14 protein-coding genes are annotated in these 19299 nt (G+C 67.9%); 6 read left to right on the forward strand and 8 right to left on the reverse strand.

The window, feature by feature from the left end:
* Positions 1–76: 76 nt before the first annotated feature.
* From ACTT2I_RS17665 to glyQ, 4 genes are all read right to left on the reverse strand, one after another.
* Positions 77–3919, reverse strand: a complete 3843-nt coding sequence (locus tag ACTT2I_RS17665) for a translocation/assembly module TamB domain-containing protein (RefSeq protein ID WP_421098747.1) — start codon at positions 3917–3919, stop codon at positions 77–79.
* Positions 3916–5721, reverse strand: coding sequence for an autotransporter assembly complex protein TamA (locus ACTT2I_RS17670; RefSeq protein ID WP_443096734.1), 1806 nt, complete (start codon positions 5719–5721; stop codon positions 3916–3918). Before ACTT2I_RS17670 ends, ACTT2I_RS17665 begins: the two co-directional genes overlap by 4 nt.
* 257 nt (positions 5722–5978) lie before the next feature.
* Positions 5979–8075 (reverse strand): glycine--tRNA ligase subunit beta, encoded by a 2097-nt coding sequence (gene glyS, locus ACTT2I_RS17675; protein ID WP_421098745.1) that lies wholly within the window; start codon positions 8073–8075, stop codon positions 5979–5981.
* The gene (glyQ, locus tag ACTT2I_RS17680; protein WP_088432315.1) at positions 8072–8983 is read right to left on the reverse strand and encodes a glycine--tRNA ligase subunit alpha; all 912 of its coding nucleotides are present in this window, start codon (positions 8981–8983) and stop codon (positions 8072–8074) included. The genes glyS and glyQ overlap by 4 nt, the downstream gene beginning before the upstream one ends.
* 81 nt (positions 8984–9064) lie before the next feature.
* On the opposite strand from glyQ, the gene ACTT2I_RS17685 reads away from it, so the two are divergent.
* The 3 genes from ACTT2I_RS17685 (at position 9065) to ACTT2I_RS17695 (ending at position 12629) form a co-directional block, all read left to right on the forward strand.
* Complete coding sequence (locus tag ACTT2I_RS17685) at positions 9065–10903, forward strand: GspE/PulE family protein (RefSeq protein ID WP_421098744.1); 1839 nt, start codon at positions 9065–9067, stop codon at positions 10901–10903.
* The gene (locus ACTT2I_RS17690) at positions 10875–11594 is read left to right on the forward strand and encodes a glutamine amidotransferase (RefSeq protein WP_421098743.1); all 720 of its coding nucleotides are present in this window, start codon (positions 10875–10877) and stop codon (positions 11592–11594) included. The genes ACTT2I_RS17685 and ACTT2I_RS17690 overlap by 29 nt, the downstream gene beginning before the upstream one ends.
* Positions 11595–11729: 135 nt before the next feature.
* A complete protein-coding gene (locus tag ACTT2I_RS17695; protein WP_088432318.1) occupies positions 11730–12629 on the forward strand; it encodes a BPSS1780 family membrane protein in 900 nt (299 codons plus the stop codon).
* Between the two features lie 43 nt (positions 12630–12672).
* Here ACTT2I_RS17695 and tatC read toward each other — a convergent pair whose 3' ends face one another.
* From tatC to ACTT2I_RS17715, 4 genes are all read right to left on the reverse strand, one after another.
* Positions 12673–13422, reverse strand: a complete 750-nt coding sequence (tatC, locus tag ACTT2I_RS17700; RefSeq protein WP_088432319.1) for a twin-arginine translocase subunit TatC — start codon at positions 13420–13422, stop codon at positions 12673–12675.
* The gene (tatB, locus tag ACTT2I_RS17705) at positions 13419–13985 is read right to left on the reverse strand and encodes a Sec-independent protein translocase protein TatB (protein WP_421098742.1); all 567 of its coding nucleotides are present in this window, start codon (positions 13983–13985) and stop codon (positions 13419–13421) included. Before tatB ends, tatC begins: the two co-directional genes overlap by 4 nt.
* Before the next feature lie 15 nt (positions 13986–14000).
* A complete protein-coding gene (gene tatA, locus ACTT2I_RS17710) occupies positions 14001–14228 on the reverse strand; it encodes a Sec-independent protein translocase subunit TatA (RefSeq protein WP_019185586.1) in 228 nt (75 codons plus the stop codon).
* Positions 14229–14301: 73 nt separating this feature from the next.
* Positions 14302–15198 carry a lipid-binding SYLF domain-containing protein gene (locus ACTT2I_RS17715; protein ID WP_421098741.1) on the reverse strand — a complete coding sequence of 299 codons (897 nt, stop codon included), beginning with the start codon at positions 15196–15198 and terminating at the stop codon, positions 14302–14304.
* A gap of 187 nt (positions 15199–15385) precedes the next feature.
* Between ACTT2I_RS17715 and hemH the strand changes: the two genes are divergently transcribed.
* The 3 genes from hemH (at position 15386) to ACTT2I_RS17730 (ending at position 19294) form a co-directional block, all read left to right on the forward strand.
* A complete protein-coding gene (hemH, locus tag ACTT2I_RS17720; protein ID WP_088432322.1) occupies positions 15386–16348 on the forward strand; it encodes a ferrochelatase in 963 nt (320 codons plus the stop codon).
* Entirely contained in the window at positions 16345–17193 is an 849-nt protein-coding gene (locus ACTT2I_RS17725) for an alpha/beta fold hydrolase (RefSeq protein ID WP_421098740.1), read from the forward strand. Before hemH ends, ACTT2I_RS17725 begins: the two co-directional genes overlap by 4 nt.
* Before the next feature lie 364 nt (positions 17194–17557).
* On the forward strand, positions 17558–19294 hold the full coding sequence (locus ACTT2I_RS17730) for a methyl-accepting chemotaxis protein (RefSeq protein ID WP_421098738.1): 1737 nt from the start codon (positions 17558–17560) through the stop codon (positions 19292–19294).
* Positions 19295–19299 lie beyond the last annotated feature (5 nt).

Consider the following 19299-nt stretch of genomic DNA (forward strand, 5'->3'; position numbering starts at 1 on the left):
AGCCCGAGACCTTAGCCACTGAGGCCCGGCAGGGCAACGCCCGATGGTCAGGGGTGGCTGAACCATCGGCCGTGGCTTACTTCTCCCGCCGCCAGTTCAACGACCCACGGTTCTCCACCGTGCTCGATTCCAGCTCCACGTCGAAACCGCGGCGCAGCAGGTACTTCAGCGTCAGCACCGAACCACTGCCGACCAGCGAAACGCCGTAGCCGATGTACAGCTTGGGCGAGATGTACTTGCCGAAGCCGATCACCGAGCCACCCAGCGCGCGCGACTGGCTCACGCCGGCATCGTCCAGGCCGAGCTTGGCGCCCAGCTGCGAGGCAAGCAGGCCACTGCCGGCCGACAGCGCCGCCGAGGCCGCGTTGACCTGCTGAGCCTGGTCGCTGCTGGCGCCGGTGAGGCTGCGCCCCAGCACCAGGTAGGCCAGTGCTTCGGACTGCGACATCGCCGGGTCCGACCACACATCCACGCGCGGCGACTGCGCCCGTCCGGTCACGTCGATGCCGGCCGTGACATCACCCACAGTGCGCTCTGCACGGATGTTGATGCGCGGATCGGAGACCGCGTTGTAGTTCCAGTTCAAGTTGCCACGGGTGATGGTCAGGTCCTGCCCGTAGGCCTTGTAGCGGCCACTCACTTCCAGCCCGCCATTGGCGGTCATCTCGCGCCCGGGGCGTGCCCACACCTGCATCTTGCCGGTCAGCGCACCCTTCAGCCCGAACCCGGCCATCTTGACCTGGTCGCCCAGGCTGACGGTGAGGTCCATGTCCAGCGGCGAACTGGGGCCTTCTTCCGGATCGACCGGGTCCAGCACCACCACGTCCTCGGAGACCGAGGTACCGCGATCCAGGCGTTCCAGATCCAGATCCGCTTCGGGCACATGCACCGTGCCGCGCAGCTGCATCGCACTGCCGGCCAGGGTGAAGTCCAGGTTCGGGTTGGCCACCACACGCAGTTCGCTGGTGTTGGCCAGCAGCACGTTCTCGCCGTGGATATGCAGCTGCAGCGGCTGTGCATCGCCGAACCAGGACAGCCCGCCATCGACGTACAGCGTGCCCTTGCCGGAGTTGGCCTGCGCGGTGATCTTGGCCGAGCCGTCCGGCTGCGCGGTGAAGCTGCCCTTGCCTTCGGCGAAGGTCAGGCCCAGTGCGGGGAATTCGCCATTGAACTTGCTCAGCGTCGCCTCGCCACCCAGCGAAGGCGTGCCACGCGTGCCGCGCAGGCTGACGTGGCCTTCGATCAGGCCGGTCGGGCGCACGATGTCGGGCGAGAACAATTCGAGCCAGTACAGCCGCGCGATGTTCATGTACAGCTCGCCGGTCAGCGGTGCGTTGGCATCCCAGCCGGTCTGCACCTTGGCATCGACGAAGCCGTCGCCCTGGAAACCGACACCGAGCTTGGCGTTGATCTGCTGCGGGGTCATCTCCAGATTCACCGAGAACTGGTCGTAACGCACCAGTTCGCCACGCGCGTTGTCGCCCAGGCGCACGCCGCCTTCGCGTGAAGTGACCGAGGCGCTGCCTTCCCACGCGTTGCCGCGCGGGCGGATGCGCCCGTCCAGATTCACTTCACCGCGCAGGAAGATGCGGCGGCCGGACTGCGGCGGAAGCCACGGCTGCACCAGCGCCAGCGGCAATGCATCGCCGCGCACCAGCAGGCCTTCGCGCGGCCAGTTCGCGCTGGCGCACAGCGCACCGCCGGTGGCGGCGCCCAGGCAGGCATCGCTCAGGGTGAAGTTGCTGCCCTGCACGCTGAAGGTGGCCGGTGCGCGCAGGCTCCAGGCATCGCCCTTCATCGGTGCGATGCGCAGCGCGGTCAGATCGCCACGCCAGCTCTGGCCCTGCTGGCGCACGCCACCTTCCAGCGCGACAGCACCCAGCTCGTTCTTGGTCTGTGCATCAAGGCGCAGATTGGAAAGGCTGCCGCGTGCATTGACGTTGAGCGTGTCCAGCAGCATGCCCACCTGCAGCTTGCTGCCCTGCACCGCCAGCGTGCCGCTGTCGCCCTGCCACGGCAGGCGCCCCTTGATGCTGATCGCCTCGGCGCTCCAGTCGTCCCAGCGCAGACCACTGCCGACCAGGTCGGCGGTGATGTCCGGTGCGGTACGCGCGCCCTTGATCAGCACGTGGCCGCGCAGGCTGCCGGTGCTGTTGGGCAACAGGTCCGCCAGCTGCACCGGTTCCAGCTGTGCATCGATATCCAGGCGGTCACCGACCGAGCCCTTGGCGGTCAGGCGGCTGTTGCCCAGCGCGAGCCTGAGGTTGCCCTCGCCCTGCTCGCCGCGCAGGGCGAACTTGCCTTGGGCATCCAGCGCGCGCTTGCGCAGCGTGCCCTTGATGCCAGGTACATCGACGGTGGCTTCGTAGCTGCCGGCGGTACCGGCCGGACTGCCGGCCGGCGGCGGCAACTGGCGGCCCTTCGATGCGAACGAACCGGACAGCTTGCCGTCCCAGCCCGGGGCGAAGTAGCCCGGATCGAAGCCGGCCAGTTTGGCGGCCACGTCCCAATCCAGCTGCGGGGCCCAGGCGACCTGGCCGGTGACCCCCAGCGAACCGCCCGGGGTGCTGGCCTGGAGCTGCTTGATCACGGCGGCCTGGTCATTGCCGCGCACGTCGAACTGCAGATCGGCAACCTGTTTCTCGCGTTCCACCGAGGCACGGCCAACCGCCGCCCACGCCTTCAGCGTGCCCGCCAGGCCCATGCGCGCTTCTTTCAGCGTCACCGGCACCGGCGCAGCGGCGCCCGGGGTGGTGGTATCGGCGGCGGGGACGAAGGTGAGGTCGTTGGCGACAATGGAGAAGCGTAGGCTGGCGTTTTCCTTGTCGGTGAAATCAGCGATGCCTTCCAGCCGCGCCTGTCCACCGAAGCCCTTGACCTGCAGCGGCGACACGGTGAGTACCTGGTCGGCCAAGCCGACCTTGGACGGTGCCAGTTCCACCGCGATATCGCCCTGCTTGAAGCTGCCCTGCAGATTGGCCTGGCCACCCTTGCCGTCGGCCTGCACATCCAGCGCCATCGGCGTACTGGTGCTCGCGTCCATCCCTGGCACCAGCAGTGCCAGGTCCAGTTCCTTGCTGCGCGCAGCGAGTTTCCACACCGGATCGGTACGGCCATCAAAGACCAGGCTGGCCTGCAGCGGCGCCGGTGCGTTGCCGGCGATCGCCACTTCCATATGGCCCAGGTCGCCGCGGGCGACCAGCCCCAGCCGCGCCGGGGTACGCCCGCGCGGGGCCGGCATCAGCGCGCCGATGGTGATGTCGGTGTCGTAATCGCTGCGCGGCAGGTAACGGCCGTCCACGCGGAAATCGCCCATGTCGCTGTCGACCTTGAGCTGGGTCGCGCGGAATTCGCCATTGGCGATCTCCACCCCACCGCGCACCTTGGCGATGTCGATCAGCGGCTGCTGCGCCTGGGTGATACGGAAGCCGTCGATGATGATCGTATCGGCCTGGATCGCCAGCGGCATTTCGATCTGCGGCAGCGAATCCGGCCACGAGGGCAGCTCGAACGGCTCATCGCTCTTGGCCAGGTTCAGCGTCGCGTTCTTGATCTGCAGCGCATCGAGCTGCAGCTTGCGGCCCAGCAGCGGCCGGATGTCCGGGTCCAGGTAGGCGCGTTCGGCGGTGAAATGGATGTCGTCGTAGCGGAAATCCAGGTCGTGCAGCACCAGCGGGCCGGCGACCGGCCCGTCAACCTTGCTCCAGGTGAGCGAGGCGCCGACCGGCAACCGCGCGACCACCTGGGCCAGCAGCACATCGCGGCCGGCCACGGTCTGCAGCAGCCAATACACCAGCAACAGGGCCAGCAACACCAGCCCAAGCACGGTGAACCCGGACCACGCCCAGAAACGGCGCTTGCGATAGAAACGCACGCGCGGCGGCGGGGTGGCGGGTGCGGAAGGCGTTGGCGTGCTCACAGGTCCGCTCCGATGTTCAGGTACAGCTGGAACTGCGAATCCGGATTGTTCAGGCCGTGCGCGATATCCACGCGCACCGGGCCCACCGGCGATTTCCAGCGCACGCCGAAGCCCACACCGGTATGCAGGTCGATGGTGTTGTCGAACGCGCTGCCGGTATCGACGAACACCGCCGCGCCCCAGGGCCCACCCTTGAAGTAATGCTCATACTCGGCCGAGCCGACCACCAGGTTTTTCGCGCCGAGCGCGTACTTGTCCGGCGGTGCAGTGCGCGGACCGACTTCACGGAAGGCATAACCGCGGATGCTGCGGTCGCCACCGGCGAAGAAGCGCAGGCTCGGCGGCATCGCCACCAGATCGCTGGTCCAGGTGGTGCCGCCCTCGCCGCGCAGGATCAGGCGGTCGGTGTCGCCGATCGGCACGTACCAGCGCAGCACCATGTTGGCCTGCACGAAGCTGGTATCCGAGCCGGCGCCTTCGATACCGCCCCGCAGGGTCGCACTGCCACTCAGGCCACGACGCGGGAACATCTCATCGTCGACATTGACGTAGTCGGCGACCAGCTGCGGATAAACCAGCGTGGAGGTGTTGTAGACCGCGTCGGTGAACTCGGTGCCCGAAGCGTAACGCCAGCGCTCGCGCAGGGCGTTGATCGAGGCGATCGCGGTCCAGTTCTCGTTGATCTCACCACTGCGGCTGGCCGACAGTTTGAAATTGCGCAGGTCGATGTAGTCGGTCTGCTCGTCGTACGCGCTGGCGGTGAACGCATACCAGCCATCGAGCCAGTTGAAGGCCGGGATGCGGTAGCTGGTGACCAAGCTCTTGCGCTTCTGCGCATAGTCGAGCTGGGTGTTCATCTTGTGGCCGCGGCTGTTGAGGAAGCGCCGCTCCAGGCCACCGCGCACACCGGCACCGCTCTCGCTGCCGTAGCTCAGGCCGGCGGTGTAGATCGTGCGCTTGGCACGGGTCAGGTTGACGTCCACCGGCACGTCGCCGTTGTCATCGGCCTGGTCCGGGCGCGGCTGGATGTCGATCACGCTGAAGTAATCGAGTTTGGTCAGCGATTCGCGCAGGCGGTCCAGTTTGCCTTCGTGGAAGTAACTGCCCTCGTCCCAGTACACCAGCGGGTCGAACAGCTTGTCGACGAAATAATCCTGATGGAAGCGGATCTCGCCCATGTTGTAGCGGCGGCCGCTGTCCCAGGTGAGATCGACGTCGGCGGCATTTTCGGCACGGGTGATCTGCACCTGGCGCTGGGTGAAGTCGGCATCGAAATACCCACGCTCGGCCAAGCGCCGGGTCACCCGGATCTTGCTGGCTTCGTACTCGGTGTGTTCGAAACGCTGGCCCTTGCGCGGCTTGAATTTTTCCAGGTCTTCCTGGAGGTACTGGTCCAGCTGGGCCGGGCCGGTGATGTCGATGTGCTCGCGACGGACCACGGTCGGCGGCCCCTTCTGCACCTGGATCACCACGCGCAGGTTCTCGCCTTCGCGGGGACTTTCCACGCTGATGGTCGGGTTGTAGTACCCGAACGGCTCCAGCGCCTCGCGGGTCTGGCGCTCGGCCTGGGACAGCAGATACTCCAGCCGCGACTCGCCCTGCGGCTTGCCGATGGTGTCGTACAGGGAGAGCGAGACCTCGATGTTCTCGATCATCTCGGCATCGTCGCCCTTGTCCAGTCCTTTGATGTCCACTTTTTCGATGGTCCCGCGCGCATGTGCCACCGAGGCGGTGGCAAGGGACAGGAACATCAGGGGAAGGGCGAATTTCGTTGGCTGCATGGCGACAGCATAACGGGCCATTGCGAGCATGCGAAATCGACGTGGGCGTTTCAGAACGGCGGTGAAGAAGCCGTTAAATTCCGCGAGAACGTGGCGACTGTCGCGCTGGCCCTGATCGATGACAGCACGGTGTCGGACAAAGTCGTCCGCGACAGCCCATGACGTATCCAGCACGCATGATGCGCGCCGCGCGGGCGGCACCCCGAAAATGCAGAAGGCGCGAGCAGCCGAAGCCGTCGCGCCTTCTGGTACGCCTTGGGGCACCGTGCCCCGCGGCGTCAGTTGGACAGGTGTTCGATCGCCGCCACGCTGCCCAGGCGGTCGCCCAGGCGCTTGAGCAGGGCCAGGCGGTTGGCCCGCAGCGCGGGATCCTCGGCATTGACCATCACCGCATCGAAGAACGCATCCACCTGCGGGCGCAGGCGCGCCAAGCGGTTCAACACGCTCACGTAGTCCTTCTGGTGCAGGCTGGCGTTGCTGTCATCGATCGCCGCTTCCACCGCTTCGGCCAGTTCGCTTTCGGCCGGCTCGGCCAGCAGCGCCGGGTCGATCATGCCCGGGATCGCGCCCTCGGCCTTGCGCAGGATGTTGCGGATGCGCTTGTTGGCCGCGGCCAGCGCTTCGGCTTCCGGCAGCGCGGCGAAGGTACCGATGGCATCGATGCGGCGGTCGAAGTCGTACAGCGAGGCCGGCTTCAGTTCGGCCACCGCGTTGAAATGCGTGGCCGGCACGCCCTTGTCGGCGTAGTAGCCGCGCAGGCGGTCGATCACGAAGTCGTACAGCTCCTGCGGCAGTGCCTCGGTCTTGCGCTCGGCATTGGGCTGCACGGCCGCCGGCAGGCCGGCGATGGCGGTGGCGACCAGCGCGCGCAGATCCAGGTCGAACCCGCTCTCGATCACCGTGCGGGCCAGGCCCAGCGCATTGCGGCGCAGCGCGAACGGATCCTTGTTGCCGGTCGGCTTCAGCCCCGCGGCAAAGCCGCCGGCCAACGTATCCAGACGCTCGGCGATGGCCAGCACCTTGCCCAGCGGCGACAGCGCGATGTCATCGCCGCCGAAGCGCGGCTGGTAGGCCTCATCGATGGCCAGCGCGACCTCGGGCGACTCCCCGCCGACCACGGCGTAATGCCGGCCGGCAATGCCCTGCAGCTCCGGGAACTCGTTGACCATGCGCGACTGCAGGTCGTTCTTGGCCAGCACCGCCGCACGCTTGGCCAGCACCGGGTCCACGCCCACCTGCGGCGCGATGGCCTCGGCGAGGGCGGCCACACGGGCGACCTTGTCGGCCACCGAACCGAGCTTGGCCTGGTAGGTGACGGTCTTGAGGCCGTCGCCCATCGATTCCAGGCCCTGCTTGAGGTCTTCGTCGAAGAAGAACTTGGCATCGGAGAAGCGCGGGCGGATCACGCGCTCGTAGCCCTTGGCCACTTCGGCCACGTCCTTGGACTCGATATTGGCGATGCCGATGAACTTCTCGGTCAGCGTGCCACCGGCATCGAGCACCGGGAAGAACTTCTGGTTGATCTCCATCGTCTCGATCAGCGCTTCCTGCGGGACTGCCAGGAACTCGCGTTCGAAACTGCACAGCACCGGCGCCGGCCACTCGACCAGGTTGACCACCTGCTCCAGGTTGTCCGGGGTGATGCGTGCCTGGCCACCGGCCTGGGCGGCAGCGGCGTTGACCTGCTCGACGATGCGCGCGCGGCGCGCGTCGGCATCGACCAGCACATAGGCGGCCTGCAGCGAAGCGACGTAGTCCTCCGGCGCGCTGAGCCACACGGTCTTGTCATGCATGAAGCGATGGCCGCGGCTCATGCGGTCGGCCTTCAGGCCCAGCACCTCGGCCTCGATGATGTCCGGGCCGTGCAGCAGCACCAGCCAATGCACCGGGCGGGCGAAGCCATAGGTGTGGCTGCCCCAGCGCATCGGCTTGGGGATCGGCATCGCGGCGATCGCCTCGCGCAGGATCTCCGGCAGCAGCGTCGCGGTGCGCGCGCCCGGCGTGGTGGAGCGGTGCACGAAGCGCTCGCCCTTGGCATCACTGGTGCGCTCCAGCGCGGTCCACTCGATCCCGGCCTTGGCCGCGAAGCCCTGCAGCGCCTTGGTCGGCTGACCCTCGGCATCCAGGGCGATGTTCAGGTACGGGCCCAGCACTTCGCTGTGCTGTTCCGGTTGTTCAACGGCCACGCCGGGCAGCAGCACGGCCAGGCGGCGCGGGGTCGACAGCGGCTTGGCATCACCGCGTTCGATGGCCACGCCACGCTTGCTCAGGCCGTCCACGACGCCATCGAAGAAGGCCTGGGCCAGGCCCGGCAGCGCCTTGACCGGCAGTTCTTCGGTCCCCAGTTCAATCAGCAGCGGCTGCATCGTGCTCATGCCTGCACCTCCTTGGCGGCCACGGCTTCCAGGCGCTTGGCCTCGTACAGCCTGGCCACGGCCTGGGCCAGCGCGCGCACGCGCAGGATGTAGCGCTGGCGCTCGGTCACGCTGATCGCGCGGCGCGCATCCAGCAGGTTGAACGCATGGCTGGCCTTGCAGACCTGCTCATACGCCGGCAGCGGCAGGCCGACATCGACGAGCTTCTGCGCTTCTTTTTCGCAGGCATCGAAGCGATGGAACATTTCGTCCACGTCGGCGTATTCGAAGTTGTAGGTGCTCTGCTCGATCTCGTTCTGCAGGTACACATCGCCATAGGTGACCGGGGTGCCATCCGGACCGTAGGTCCAGATCAGGTCATAGACGTTGTCGCAGTTCTGCAGGTACATGCACAGGCGCTCCAGACCGTAGGTGATCTCGCCGAGCACCGGCTTGCACTCCAGGCCGCCGGCCTGCTGGAAATAGGTGAACTGGGTGACTTCCATCCCGTTCAACCACACTTCCCAGCCCAGGCCCCAGGCGCCGAGCGTCGGCGATTCCCAGTTGTCCTCGACGAAGCGCAGGTCGTGCACCAGCGGATCGATGCCCAGCGCCTTGAGCGACTCCAGGTACAGCTGCTGGATGTTGTCCGGGCTCGGCTTCATCGCCACCTGGTACTGGTAGTAACGCTGCAGGCGGTTGGGGTTTTCGCCGTAACGGCCGTCGGTCGGGCGGCGCGAGGGCTGCACGTACGCGGCATTCCAGCTTTCCGGACCGATCGAGCGCAGGAACGTGGCCGGGTGGAAGGTGCCCGCACCGACCTCCAGGTCCAGCGGCTGGATCAGCACGCAGCCCTGCTGCGCCCAATACTGGTTGAGGGTCTGGATCAGGCCCTGGAAAGTGATCGGAACGTTCGGGATCGCGGACATGCGGCGGATTCTTGCCTGCAGAAGGGGTGCGCTAGTATAGCGACCGACCGCACGGGCCTTCCGTGCCTGGGGAAATGGAGGATGGATCCACGCCTGCCAGCAGCCGTTGCCAGCGTCCCGGAGGGGGCGGTGCCGCTGCCGCACGGCCGGCTGGATTTCGACCAGGTCGCCGCGGCGCTGGTCGCCGATGGCCTGGTCGCCCCTGCGGATCTGGAACGCATCCGCTTCTCCGCCCCGGGCGCGCGCAACGCCAGCGAGGTCCATCCGCTGGTGCTGCTGGCCAACCTGAAGCTGGGCGCCAGCGGCGGCGGTGAGCTCGGCCTGGAGCGCCTGAGCGAGTGGCTGGCCCAGCGCGCGGGCGTGCGCTACCTGCGGGTGGACCCGACCCGGGTCGACGTTTCGGCGGTCACTGCCCTGGTGTCCCATGCCTATGCGCGCCGCCACCGGTTCCTGCCGCTGGCGGTGGACAGCGAGCGCGTGCTGGTTGCCACCAGCGAACCGCTGGCCCAGGAGTGGCTGCGCGACCTGCAGCACCTGAGCCGCCGCCGGATCGAACTGGCGATGGTCAACCCGCTGGATCTGCACCGCTACACCATGGAGTTCTACGGGGTGACGCGCTCGGTGCGCGGCGCCCGTGGCGATGTGCGCGGCGAAACCAGCAGCACCCTGCCCAGTTTCGAGCAGCTGGTGGAGCTGGGCCGCGCCGGCGACGTCAACGCCGACGACCAGCACATCGTGCACATCGTGGATTGGCTGCTGCAGTACGCCTACGAACAGCGCGCCTCGGACATCCACCTGGAGCCGCGCCGCGACATGGGGCGCATGCGCTTCCGCATCGACGGCGTGCTGCACAAGGTGTTCGAGGTGCCGCCGGCGGTGATGACCGCCGTGGTCAGCCGGATCAAGGTGCTGGGCCGGATGGACCTGGCCGAACGCCGGCGTCCGCAGGACGGCCGCATCAAGACCCGCTCGCCGGGCGGGCGCGAAGTGGAAATGCGCCTGTCCACCATGCCCACCGCGTTCGGCGAAAAGTGCGTGATGCGCATCTTCGACCCGGATGCCGCGTTCAAGAGCATCGACCAGCTCGGTTTCAGCCCGCAGGAAGCGGCCGGCTGGAGGGCCCTGGTCGAGCGCCCGCACGGCATCGTGCTGGTCACCGGGCCGACCGGCTCGGGCAAGACCACCACCCTGTATTCCACGCTCAGGCGGCTGGCCACCCCGGACGTGAATGTCTGCACGGTGGAAGACCCGATCGAAATGATCGCGCCGGAATTCAACCAGATGCAGGTGCAGACCAACATCGACCTGGATTTCGCCAGCGGCGTGCGCACCCTGCTGCGGCAGGACCCGGACATCATCATGATCGGCGAGATCCGCGATCTGGAGACGGCGCAGATGGCGGTCCAGGCCTCGCTGACCGGCCACCTGGTGCTGTCCACCCTGCACACCAACGATGCGCCTTCGGCGATCACGCGCCTGCTCGATCTGGGCGTGCCGCATTACCTGCTCGCCTCCACCCTCAACGGGGTGTTGGCCCAGCGCCTGGTGCGCACCCTGTGCCCCAGCTGCAAGGTGCCCACGGTGCTCTCGGCCGAGCAATGGGCAGTGCTGACTGATGCCGATGCAGCATTACCTCAGGCGCCCACGCCATATGCACCGGTCGGCTGCATCGACTGCCGGCGCACCGGTTTTCTCGGCCGCGTCGGGCTGTATGAGTTGCTGCCATTGGGTTCCAGCCTGCGCCGGCACATCCGCGCGGACATGGACCTGGCCGCCTTCAACCGTGCCGCACGTGCTGAAGGGGTACGAACCCTGCGCCGCGCAGGGCTTGAAAAGGTAGCCGCAGGGCTGACTACAATCGAGGAAGTCCTCTCGGTCCTGCCTCCCCCGGATGAATTCCGCCCCCTTCCTGATTCTTGAAACCGGCCAACCCGTCGCCTCGCTGCGCCGCTACGGGCGGTTTTCGCACTGGATCCGGGTCGCGGCCGGGCTGGATGCCGAGGAGACCGTGGTGGTCGATGTCGAACACGGCGGCGCCCTGCCCAGCCACCGCGATTTCGCCGGGGTCATCGTCAGCGGCTCGGCCGCCTACGTGACCGACCGCGCCGAGTGGAGCGAGCGCAGCGCCCAGTGGCTGCGTGCTGCCGCCCACGACGACCGCCCGGTGTTCGGCATCTGCTACGGCCACCAGCTGCTGGCCCACGCGCTGGGCGGCGAAGTCGCCTACAACCCGGCCGGCCGTGAATCCGGCACGATCGAACTGGCGCTGGACCCTTCGGCCGTCGACGATCCGCTGTTCGGTGGCCTGCCCGCGCGCTTCCCGGCCCACGCCACCCACCTGCAGACGGTGCTGCGCGCACCGGAGGGCGCGGCGATCCTGGCGCGCTCGGCGCAGGACAACTGCCACGCCTTCCGCTGGGGCGCGCATGCCTGGGGCGTGCAGTTCCATCCCGAGTTCGCCACCCATCACATGCGCGGCTACGTCCGCGCCCGCGCCGAGTGCATCCGCCAGCACGGTGGCTGCGCGCGCCGTGTCGCCCGCGAGGTCAGCGCTGCGCCGCTGGCCCGCCAGTTGCTGCGACGTTTCGTCCGTCAGGCACGCAACGCCTGAGGCCAGCACCGGCAAGGCCCCGGGCGCAACGCAGCGTCCGCGCCGCGCGTGGCGGCCTTCAGGTCACGCGCCGGGAAAACAGGGATAATCGACCGCAATCGGGCGTTCGCGCCTCCTCCCCTGTCCCGGAATGTTATGAGCGAGATTCGCAAGCTGCCGGCCTCCGCCGGCGCGGAATGGCTGGTGTCGGGTTTCACCCTGCTGCGCAAGGCGCCGTTGGCGCTGGGCCTGCTCGGCGTGATCTGGGCCGTGGCCGCGTTGCTGGTGATGTCGCTGGCGATGGTCAGCCCGGCGCTGAGCACGCTGGCGCAGCTGTTGATGGCGCTGGCTGGCCCGTTGTTCTTCGGCGGCCTGGTCTGGGCCGTGCGCGAAGTGGACCAGGGCCGCGTGGCACAGCCGGCGCACCTGCTGCAGGGCCTGCATGAAGGGCGCGCCTTGAACCTGCTCGCCTCGCTGCTGCCGCAGCTGGTGGCCGGCCTGTTCCTGGGCGTGCTGCTGTTGGTGCTGATCGGCAGCAGCGGCCTGCAGCACCTCAGCGAGGTGATGGTGCAGCTCAACGCGATCAGCCAGTCCGGCGCGCAGCCGGACCCGGCCCAGATCGAAGAGCTGATGGCGAGCCTGCCGGCGATGCGCATCCTGCTGTGGCTGGCGCTGGTGGTGGTCACCTTCCTGGCCATGGCGCTGGCGCTGTTCACCCTGCCGCCGCAGGTGATGTTCGAGCACCGCAACGGCCTGCAGGCGATGCGCCTGAGCCTGCGCGCCTGCCTGCACAACGTGCTGGCGATGCTGGTGTTCTTCCTGCTCGCCTTCGTGGCGGTGTTTGCGATCTACTTCGGCGTCATGCTGGTGGCCCTGATCGCGCAGCTGATCGGCGGCACCATGCTCGCGCTGTTCGTCGCGCAGCTGCTGCTGATGGGCGTGGTGATGCCGGTCTTCGCCGGTGCCATCTACACCGCGTGGAAGCAGATGTTCGGCCAGCAGGGGCCGCAGACCCCGCCGCCGATGCCGGGCCCGAACAACGTGTTCGCGGCCTGATCAACACAAAACCCCGGCCAAGGCCGGGGTTTTTGTTTGTGCATCACTCCGGCTGTTCTTTCCCACCGGGGCGCGGCACCAGCCAGCGCGCGGCATGGATGCCCAGTTCGTAGAGCAGGCACATCGGAATGGCCAGCATCAGCTGGGAGACCACGTCCGGCGGCGTCAGCACCGCGGCCAGCACGAAGATGCCCACGATCGCGTAGCCGCGGCCCTCCTTGAACTGCTGCGGCGTGATCCAGCCGAGCAGCACCAGGATCACCATCGCCACCGGCAGCTCGAAGCTGGTGCCGAAGGCGAAGAAGATCGCCAGCACGAAATCCAGGTACGCCGTCGCGTCCGGGGTGATCGCGATCACTTCCGGGCGGAACGTGGTGAGGAAGTGGAACACCGCCGGCAACACCAGGAAATACGCAAACGCGCAGCCCAGGTAGAACAGCAGCACCGAAGAGGCCAGCAAGGGCACGGCCAGGCGCTTTTCGCGCGCATACAGGCCCGGTGCCACGAACGACCACAGCTGGAACAGCAGCCACGGCACGGCGATGAACACCGCCACGAAGAAGGTCAGTTTCAATGGCGCGAAGAAGGCGCCCGCCGGATTGGTCGCGATCATCGTCTGCCCGTTCGGCAGCTGCGAGATCAGCGGTTCGGCGACCATCGTGTAGATCTGCCGCGAGAACGGCATCAGCCCCAGCAGCACCACGCCCAGGCCGATCAACGCGCGCACCAGGCGCGCACGCAGTTCGATCAGGTGTTCGACCAGCGAACTCTCGTTGCTTTCATGCTCGCTCATCGCGGTGCCTCGTCGTTCGGCGGCGTGGGCGTGGGCGGCACGCTGTCAGTCGGCGGCGGCAGGATGGCGGGCGCATCCGAACGGGGTGCGCTGCCATCGATGCCCGGCGGCGCCATCGCATCGCGCGGCGGCTCGCCCTCATCGGGTGCCACCACATGCTGGGCCACGCTGGCCGGGGAGCCCGGCGCCGGGCCGGTCATCACCGGCTCGCCGTCTTCAGCAGCAGCGGCAGCGGCAGTGGCAGTGGCAGTGGCAGCAACGCCATCGCCATGCCCCGCCACATCCTGGCGCATCTGCTCGGCTTCGCGGCGGACCGCTTCACCGCTCGCGCGCAGCTGCGACTCGGTGTCACGCATCGAGGTCTTCACATCATCGAACTGTCGCTTGATCTCCTCGGCATGCAGCTCGCGCTCGAGTTCCTGCTTCACCGAATCCCACTGGTTGCGCGCACGGCGCACCCACAACCCGGCGAAGCGGGCCGCCTTGGGCAGCCGCTCCGGGCCGAGGACGACCAAGGCCACCACCGCGATGACCAGCAGTTCACTGAAACCGATATCGAACACGCCAAGCCGCCCGGATCAGCGCGGGTCGCGGTCGTGCTCGGTCTGCGACGTCGTCGTCGAGTCCTGCGGACGCGAACTGTCGCTGAGCTGCGCGTTCGGCTTGTCCTCGTCGCGCATGCCCTTCTTGAATTCCTTGACGGCGCTGCCAAGGTCCTTGGCGCCGCTGGTCAGTTTCTTGGTGCCGAACACCAGCAGAACGATGACCAGCACGACCAACCAATGCCAGATGCTGAAACTGCCCATGACTCGCTCGTTACGTAGTGATCAGACGGTTGAGCATAGCGCACCGGCGGTAAGCCGGCGCGCGTGACAAAAGTCAGTTGCCGTCCAGCGATTCGGTACGGACTTCACCGTCGCCGACCGGCTGGAAGCCCTGCTGCGGGGCCGGTTGCGCCGGCACGGACTGCAGCGGGGCCGTGGTCGCGCCGGCAGCGGCCGGGGCGGGCGCCTGTTCAGGTTGAACCGGCACGGCGGCCGCACGCGGCGCGGGGGCCTGTGCCGGGGCGCTGCCCGCGGTGCCGCGCTTCTCGCGGGCGGTGTAGGTCGCTTCTTCCAGGCGATCACGGAAGGCGACCACGTCCACCGACGGTGGCTCGCCGACGCGGCCTTCGAACACCATGCGCGGCGTGGTGTTGCTGCCGTAGGCATCCAGGTTGGCGGCATCGTCGATCTGCAGCACGGCACCATCCAGCGCCACACCGGCGAACAGTCCGCGGGCACGCGACCAGGACCAGATCTCGGCCTTCAGCTGGCCATCGGTGGCGGCGGCGGCGTTGCGGCCAACCGGACCGGCGGCGACGCCGGCATCGGCGCCCAGGGTGAATTTGCCGTTGACGAGGTTGTCCAGGCTGCGGTCATTGCGGAACACCAGCACCACGTCGGAGGACTGCACACCGGCCTGGAAGCCGATGCTGCCGCCGGTGAGCTTCACGAACACCGGGTTGGACCAGCTGCCATCGGGCGTCTTGACCGACATCAGGCCGTGGCCGCGACGGCCACCGATGACCAGGCCGGCCTTGATCGTGTCGGGAATGACAACGACCGCACGACCTTCGTCGAGCAGCTTGTCGGGAATCCCCTGCTCGGGGATGTCCTGGATTTCATTCAGGACGCGCACGGCATTGCGGGCGCGCTGGTCCTCCTGTGGCCCGGCCATGGCCTGGGTCGACAGCAGGCTGGCGGAGATCAGCAGTACAAGGCTGAGGCGGCGCATGGGTGGGCTCCAGAAAGTCGATTCATACAAGATAGCGGCAGGTACGACCGGGGTCGATACGCTTCTCGACGTTAGAAGGCCGGCGATGAATCGGCAATGAGTATTCCGGGCTGTCGATATGCCTGCTGGATCGCGTTCATCATCCAAATCCATCCCTCCAATCGCGCAGACCTGCGAGAATGGCGACATGCTCGACGCACCCGACACCGCCGTGCTGGCGGTCAATCTAGGCACGCCCGAGACGCCAACCGCCCCGGCGGTGCGTCGCTACCTGGCTGAGTTCCTCAGCGACCCGCGCGTGGTCGCGATTCCGCCGCTGTTCTGGAAACCCTTGCTGTACGGGCTGATCCTGCCATTGCGCAGCGGTCGCTCGGCCGCCAAGTACGCCCAGGTCTGGCTGCCGGACGGCTCGCCGCTGATGGTCTACACCCGCCGGCTGGCCGAGGCCATGCAGGGCCTGATGCCCGATCTGCGGGTGCGCCATGCGATGCGTTACGGCGCCCCGGCACTGCCGGCCGAGCTGGACCGACTGGCCGCCGAGGGCATGAAACGCATCGTGGTGCTGCCGCTGTATCCGCAGTATTCGACCACCACCACGGCCTCGATCGAGGACCAGGTGCGCCAATGGCAGCCGAAACATCCCGGCGTCACCGTGACCCTGGTGCGCGATTACGCGGTCGATCCGGACTGGGTCGCCGCCGTCGCCGGGAGCATCCGCCAGTGGTGGGAACAGCACGGCCGCGGCGAGAAGCTGGTGTTCTCCTTCCATGGCATTCCGCAGCGCCTGGCCGATGCCGGTGATCCGTATCCGCAGCGCTGCGAAGCCAGTGCGCGGGCGATCGCGCAGGCGCTGGAGCTGAGCGAGGATGCCTGGCAGCTGACTTACCAGTCGCGCTTCGGCCGCGAGAAATGGCTGCAGCCCTATGCCGAACCCACGCTGTGGGCGATGGCCGAAAGCGGTGTGCGCAGCATGGACGTGGTCTGCCCCGGTTTTGCTACCGACTGCCTGGAAACGCTCGAGGAAGTCGCGATGGGCTTTACCGAAACGGTGGCCCAGCGCGGCGCGACGATGCGCTACATCCCCTGCCTCAATGACGCGCAGGCGCATGCACTGGCGCTGTCGCGGCTGAGCATCGCGGCGCTGGCATGACGCTGCAGCCGTTCTCGCTGCCGGTCGCCGGCAGCACCGTGGCCGGCCTGCGGTCGCCTGTGAGCGGTGGCCTGCGTGTGCTGGCCCTGCATGGCTGGCTCGACAACGCGGCCAGCTTCGTGCCGCTGGCGGCGCAGCTGCCGGAACTGGAGCTGGTCGCCATCGACCTGCCCGGCCACGGCCACAGCGCGCATCTGCCGCCCGGCACGCAATACAACACGCCCGGTGCGATCTGCCACGTGCTCGATGTCGCCGACGCGCTGGGCTGGGACCGCTTCGTGCTGCTCGGCCATTCGATGGGCGCCGGCATTGCCAGCCTCACCGCGGCCGCCGCACCGGAGCGGGTGGAGCGCCTGATCGCGATCGAAGCACTGGGTGGCCTGCGTGGCCCGGAGAATGAGACGGCGCAGCGTCTTCGCGAGCATGTGCGCGCCGCGCGTGCACTGTCCTCCCGCAAGCTGCGCGTGTTCCCGGATCTGGCCGCCCCGATCCGCGCCCGGATGATGGCCAACCAGCTCAGCGAGCCATGCGCGCGCCTGCTGGTCGAGCGCGGCGTCAAACCGGTCGAGGGCGGTTACAGCTGGTGCAGCGATCAACGCCTGATGCTGCCCACCGCGATGCGCCTGAGCGAGGCACAGATCGACGACCTGCTCGCAGCGATCGAATGCCCGACCCAGGTGATCTACGCCACGCCCGCGCAACCGTATTACCCCGAACCGTTGCGCAGCCAGCGCATTGGTCTGCTGCGCGAAGGCCGCCTGGCGGTCTTCCCGGGCACGCATCACCTGCACATGGAGCATCCAGCGCAGGTCGGTGGGGTGATCCAGGGCTTCCTCGCAGGGTAAACCCCGCACGGTGCGACACATGGTCGCACTCAACTTATCCCGGCAGTGACCGATACCGATGATGCAGGCCGATCTTCCTCGGCCGCACTGTCGTCGCTTGCTCCGCCGTTGCGAAGCCGCGCATCACCCAGGCTTCCAGGGAACGTCGTCGCAATGCCGGATTGGCCGTGCCATCGCCCACAGGACCGGGCCATGCCGGCGGTGATCGCCACCGCCGACGCGGCGTTTTCCGCTGCCCGTCCGTTGCACGCCCAAGCCTCTCTTTCCGCTGCTGCACCGACCGCTTCGCCGGTGACGGGTGCGGCATCCGCCTGCGTGCGCCAGCGCCGCGGGCTCTCTGCTTTCTGATGATTCTGGAGCCGCCATGTCCGCCATTCCCGATGCCTCGTCCCGCCCACCCGACCTGCTGCGCACGCGTGCGTCCCGGCCGTCCGCTGACGCGGCCTGCCTGGCCACCGCAGGGGTGCTGCTCGCCGCTGCCGTGATCGCTGCGATCTGGCAGCGGCAGCCCTGGCTGCTGCTTCCCGTCGCGATCGCGGCCGTGCTGCTGGGCCTGGTGGCGCTGCGTGTGCGGCAGCAGGGCCATGCACTGCGGCAGGCAGAGACGCGATCAGCGGCGCTCGCTGCAAAGGCGGCGCGCGCGCAGGCGCGCGACAGCCTCGCGCACGCGCACGATGCCCAGGTGCGGCAGGCGCTGGATGTCTCCCGCACGGCGATGATGATTGCCGACAACGATCACGTGATCCGCTACGTCAACCAGTCGGTGGTGACGCTGCTGCGCAACCAGCAGGCCAGCCTGCGCGAGGCCTTCCCCGACTTCGACGCCGAGCGCCTGGTCGGCAGCAGCATCCACCGTTTCCATGCCAACCCGGACCGCATCCGCGGCATCCTCAACACCCTGATGGCCACTCATCATGGGCGCGTGCGGATCGGCCCGGTGCATTTCGCTCAGGTGGTCACGCCGGTATTCAATGCGCAGGGCCAGCGCCAGGGCTTCGCGGTGGAGTGGCATGACCGCACCCATGAGCTGCTGCTGGAGACGGCGGTGGCCGATATCGTCGAGGCCGCCAGCAAGGGCGACCTAGATCGTCGTCTGCAGACCACCGAGGGTGGCGCCAGCTTCCTCAATGGTCTGACCGGCGGCATCAACCACTTGCTCGACAGCGTCGGCGGCACGGTCGGCGAGATCCGCCGGGTGCTCTCGGCGCTGGCCGACGGCGATCTGGACCAGCGCATGCGGGGCGACTTCCACGGGTCGTTCCAGGCCATGCAGCGCGATGCCAATGCCACCGCCGAACAACTGACCGCCATGGTCGAGCGCATCAAACAGTGCACCGGCTCGATCTCGCTCGCCGCCAGCGAGATCGCCAGCGGCAACGATGATCTGTCCGAGCGTACCGAGCGCCAGGCCGCACATCTGGAGGAAACCGCCGCGTCGATGGAGGAACTGACTTCGACCGTCCGCCAGAATGCCGAGCATGCGCGACAGGCCAGTGCGCTCGCACACGGTGCGCATGACGTCGCCACGCGTGGCAGCCAAGTGGTGAGTCAGGTGGTGACCACCATGGACGCGATCCAGAGCGCCTCGCGCCGGATCGGCGACATCACCCGCGTGATCGACGGGATCGCCTTCCAGACCAACATCCTCGCGCTCAACGCGGCGGTGGAAGCCGCGCGTGCCGGCGAGCAGGGCCGCGGCTTCGCCGTGGTGGCCAGCGAGGTGCGCAGTCTGGCGCAGCGGTCGGCCGAGGCAGCCAAGGAGATCAAGGGCCTGATCGATGCCTCCGTGGAGCAGGTCGCGGATGGCGCGCGCCTGGTGCAGGATGCCGGGCAGACCATGGGCGAGATCGTTACCAGCGTGGCCGGCGTCAGCGGGATCATGGCCGAGATCTCCTCGGCCTCGCAGGAGCAGGCGGCCGGGATCGACCAGGTCAACCAGACCGTGGCGCAGATGGACGATGCCACCCAGCAGAATGCCGCACTGGTCGAGGAAGCCAGTGCCGCCGCGCGGTTGCTGGAAACGCAGGCGGCCGACCTGACCCAGGCGGTCGCGGTGTTCCGTCATCAGCAACAGCTGCACCGCCCGGCCGCGGTGGCCTGATCGGC

The sequence above is a fragment of the Stenotrophomonas sp. PUT21 genome (assembly GCF_052232875.1).
GTDB classification, from domain to species: Bacteria; Pseudomonadota; Gammaproteobacteria; order Xanthomonadales; family Xanthomonadaceae; genus Stenotrophomonas; species Stenotrophomonas maltophilia_N.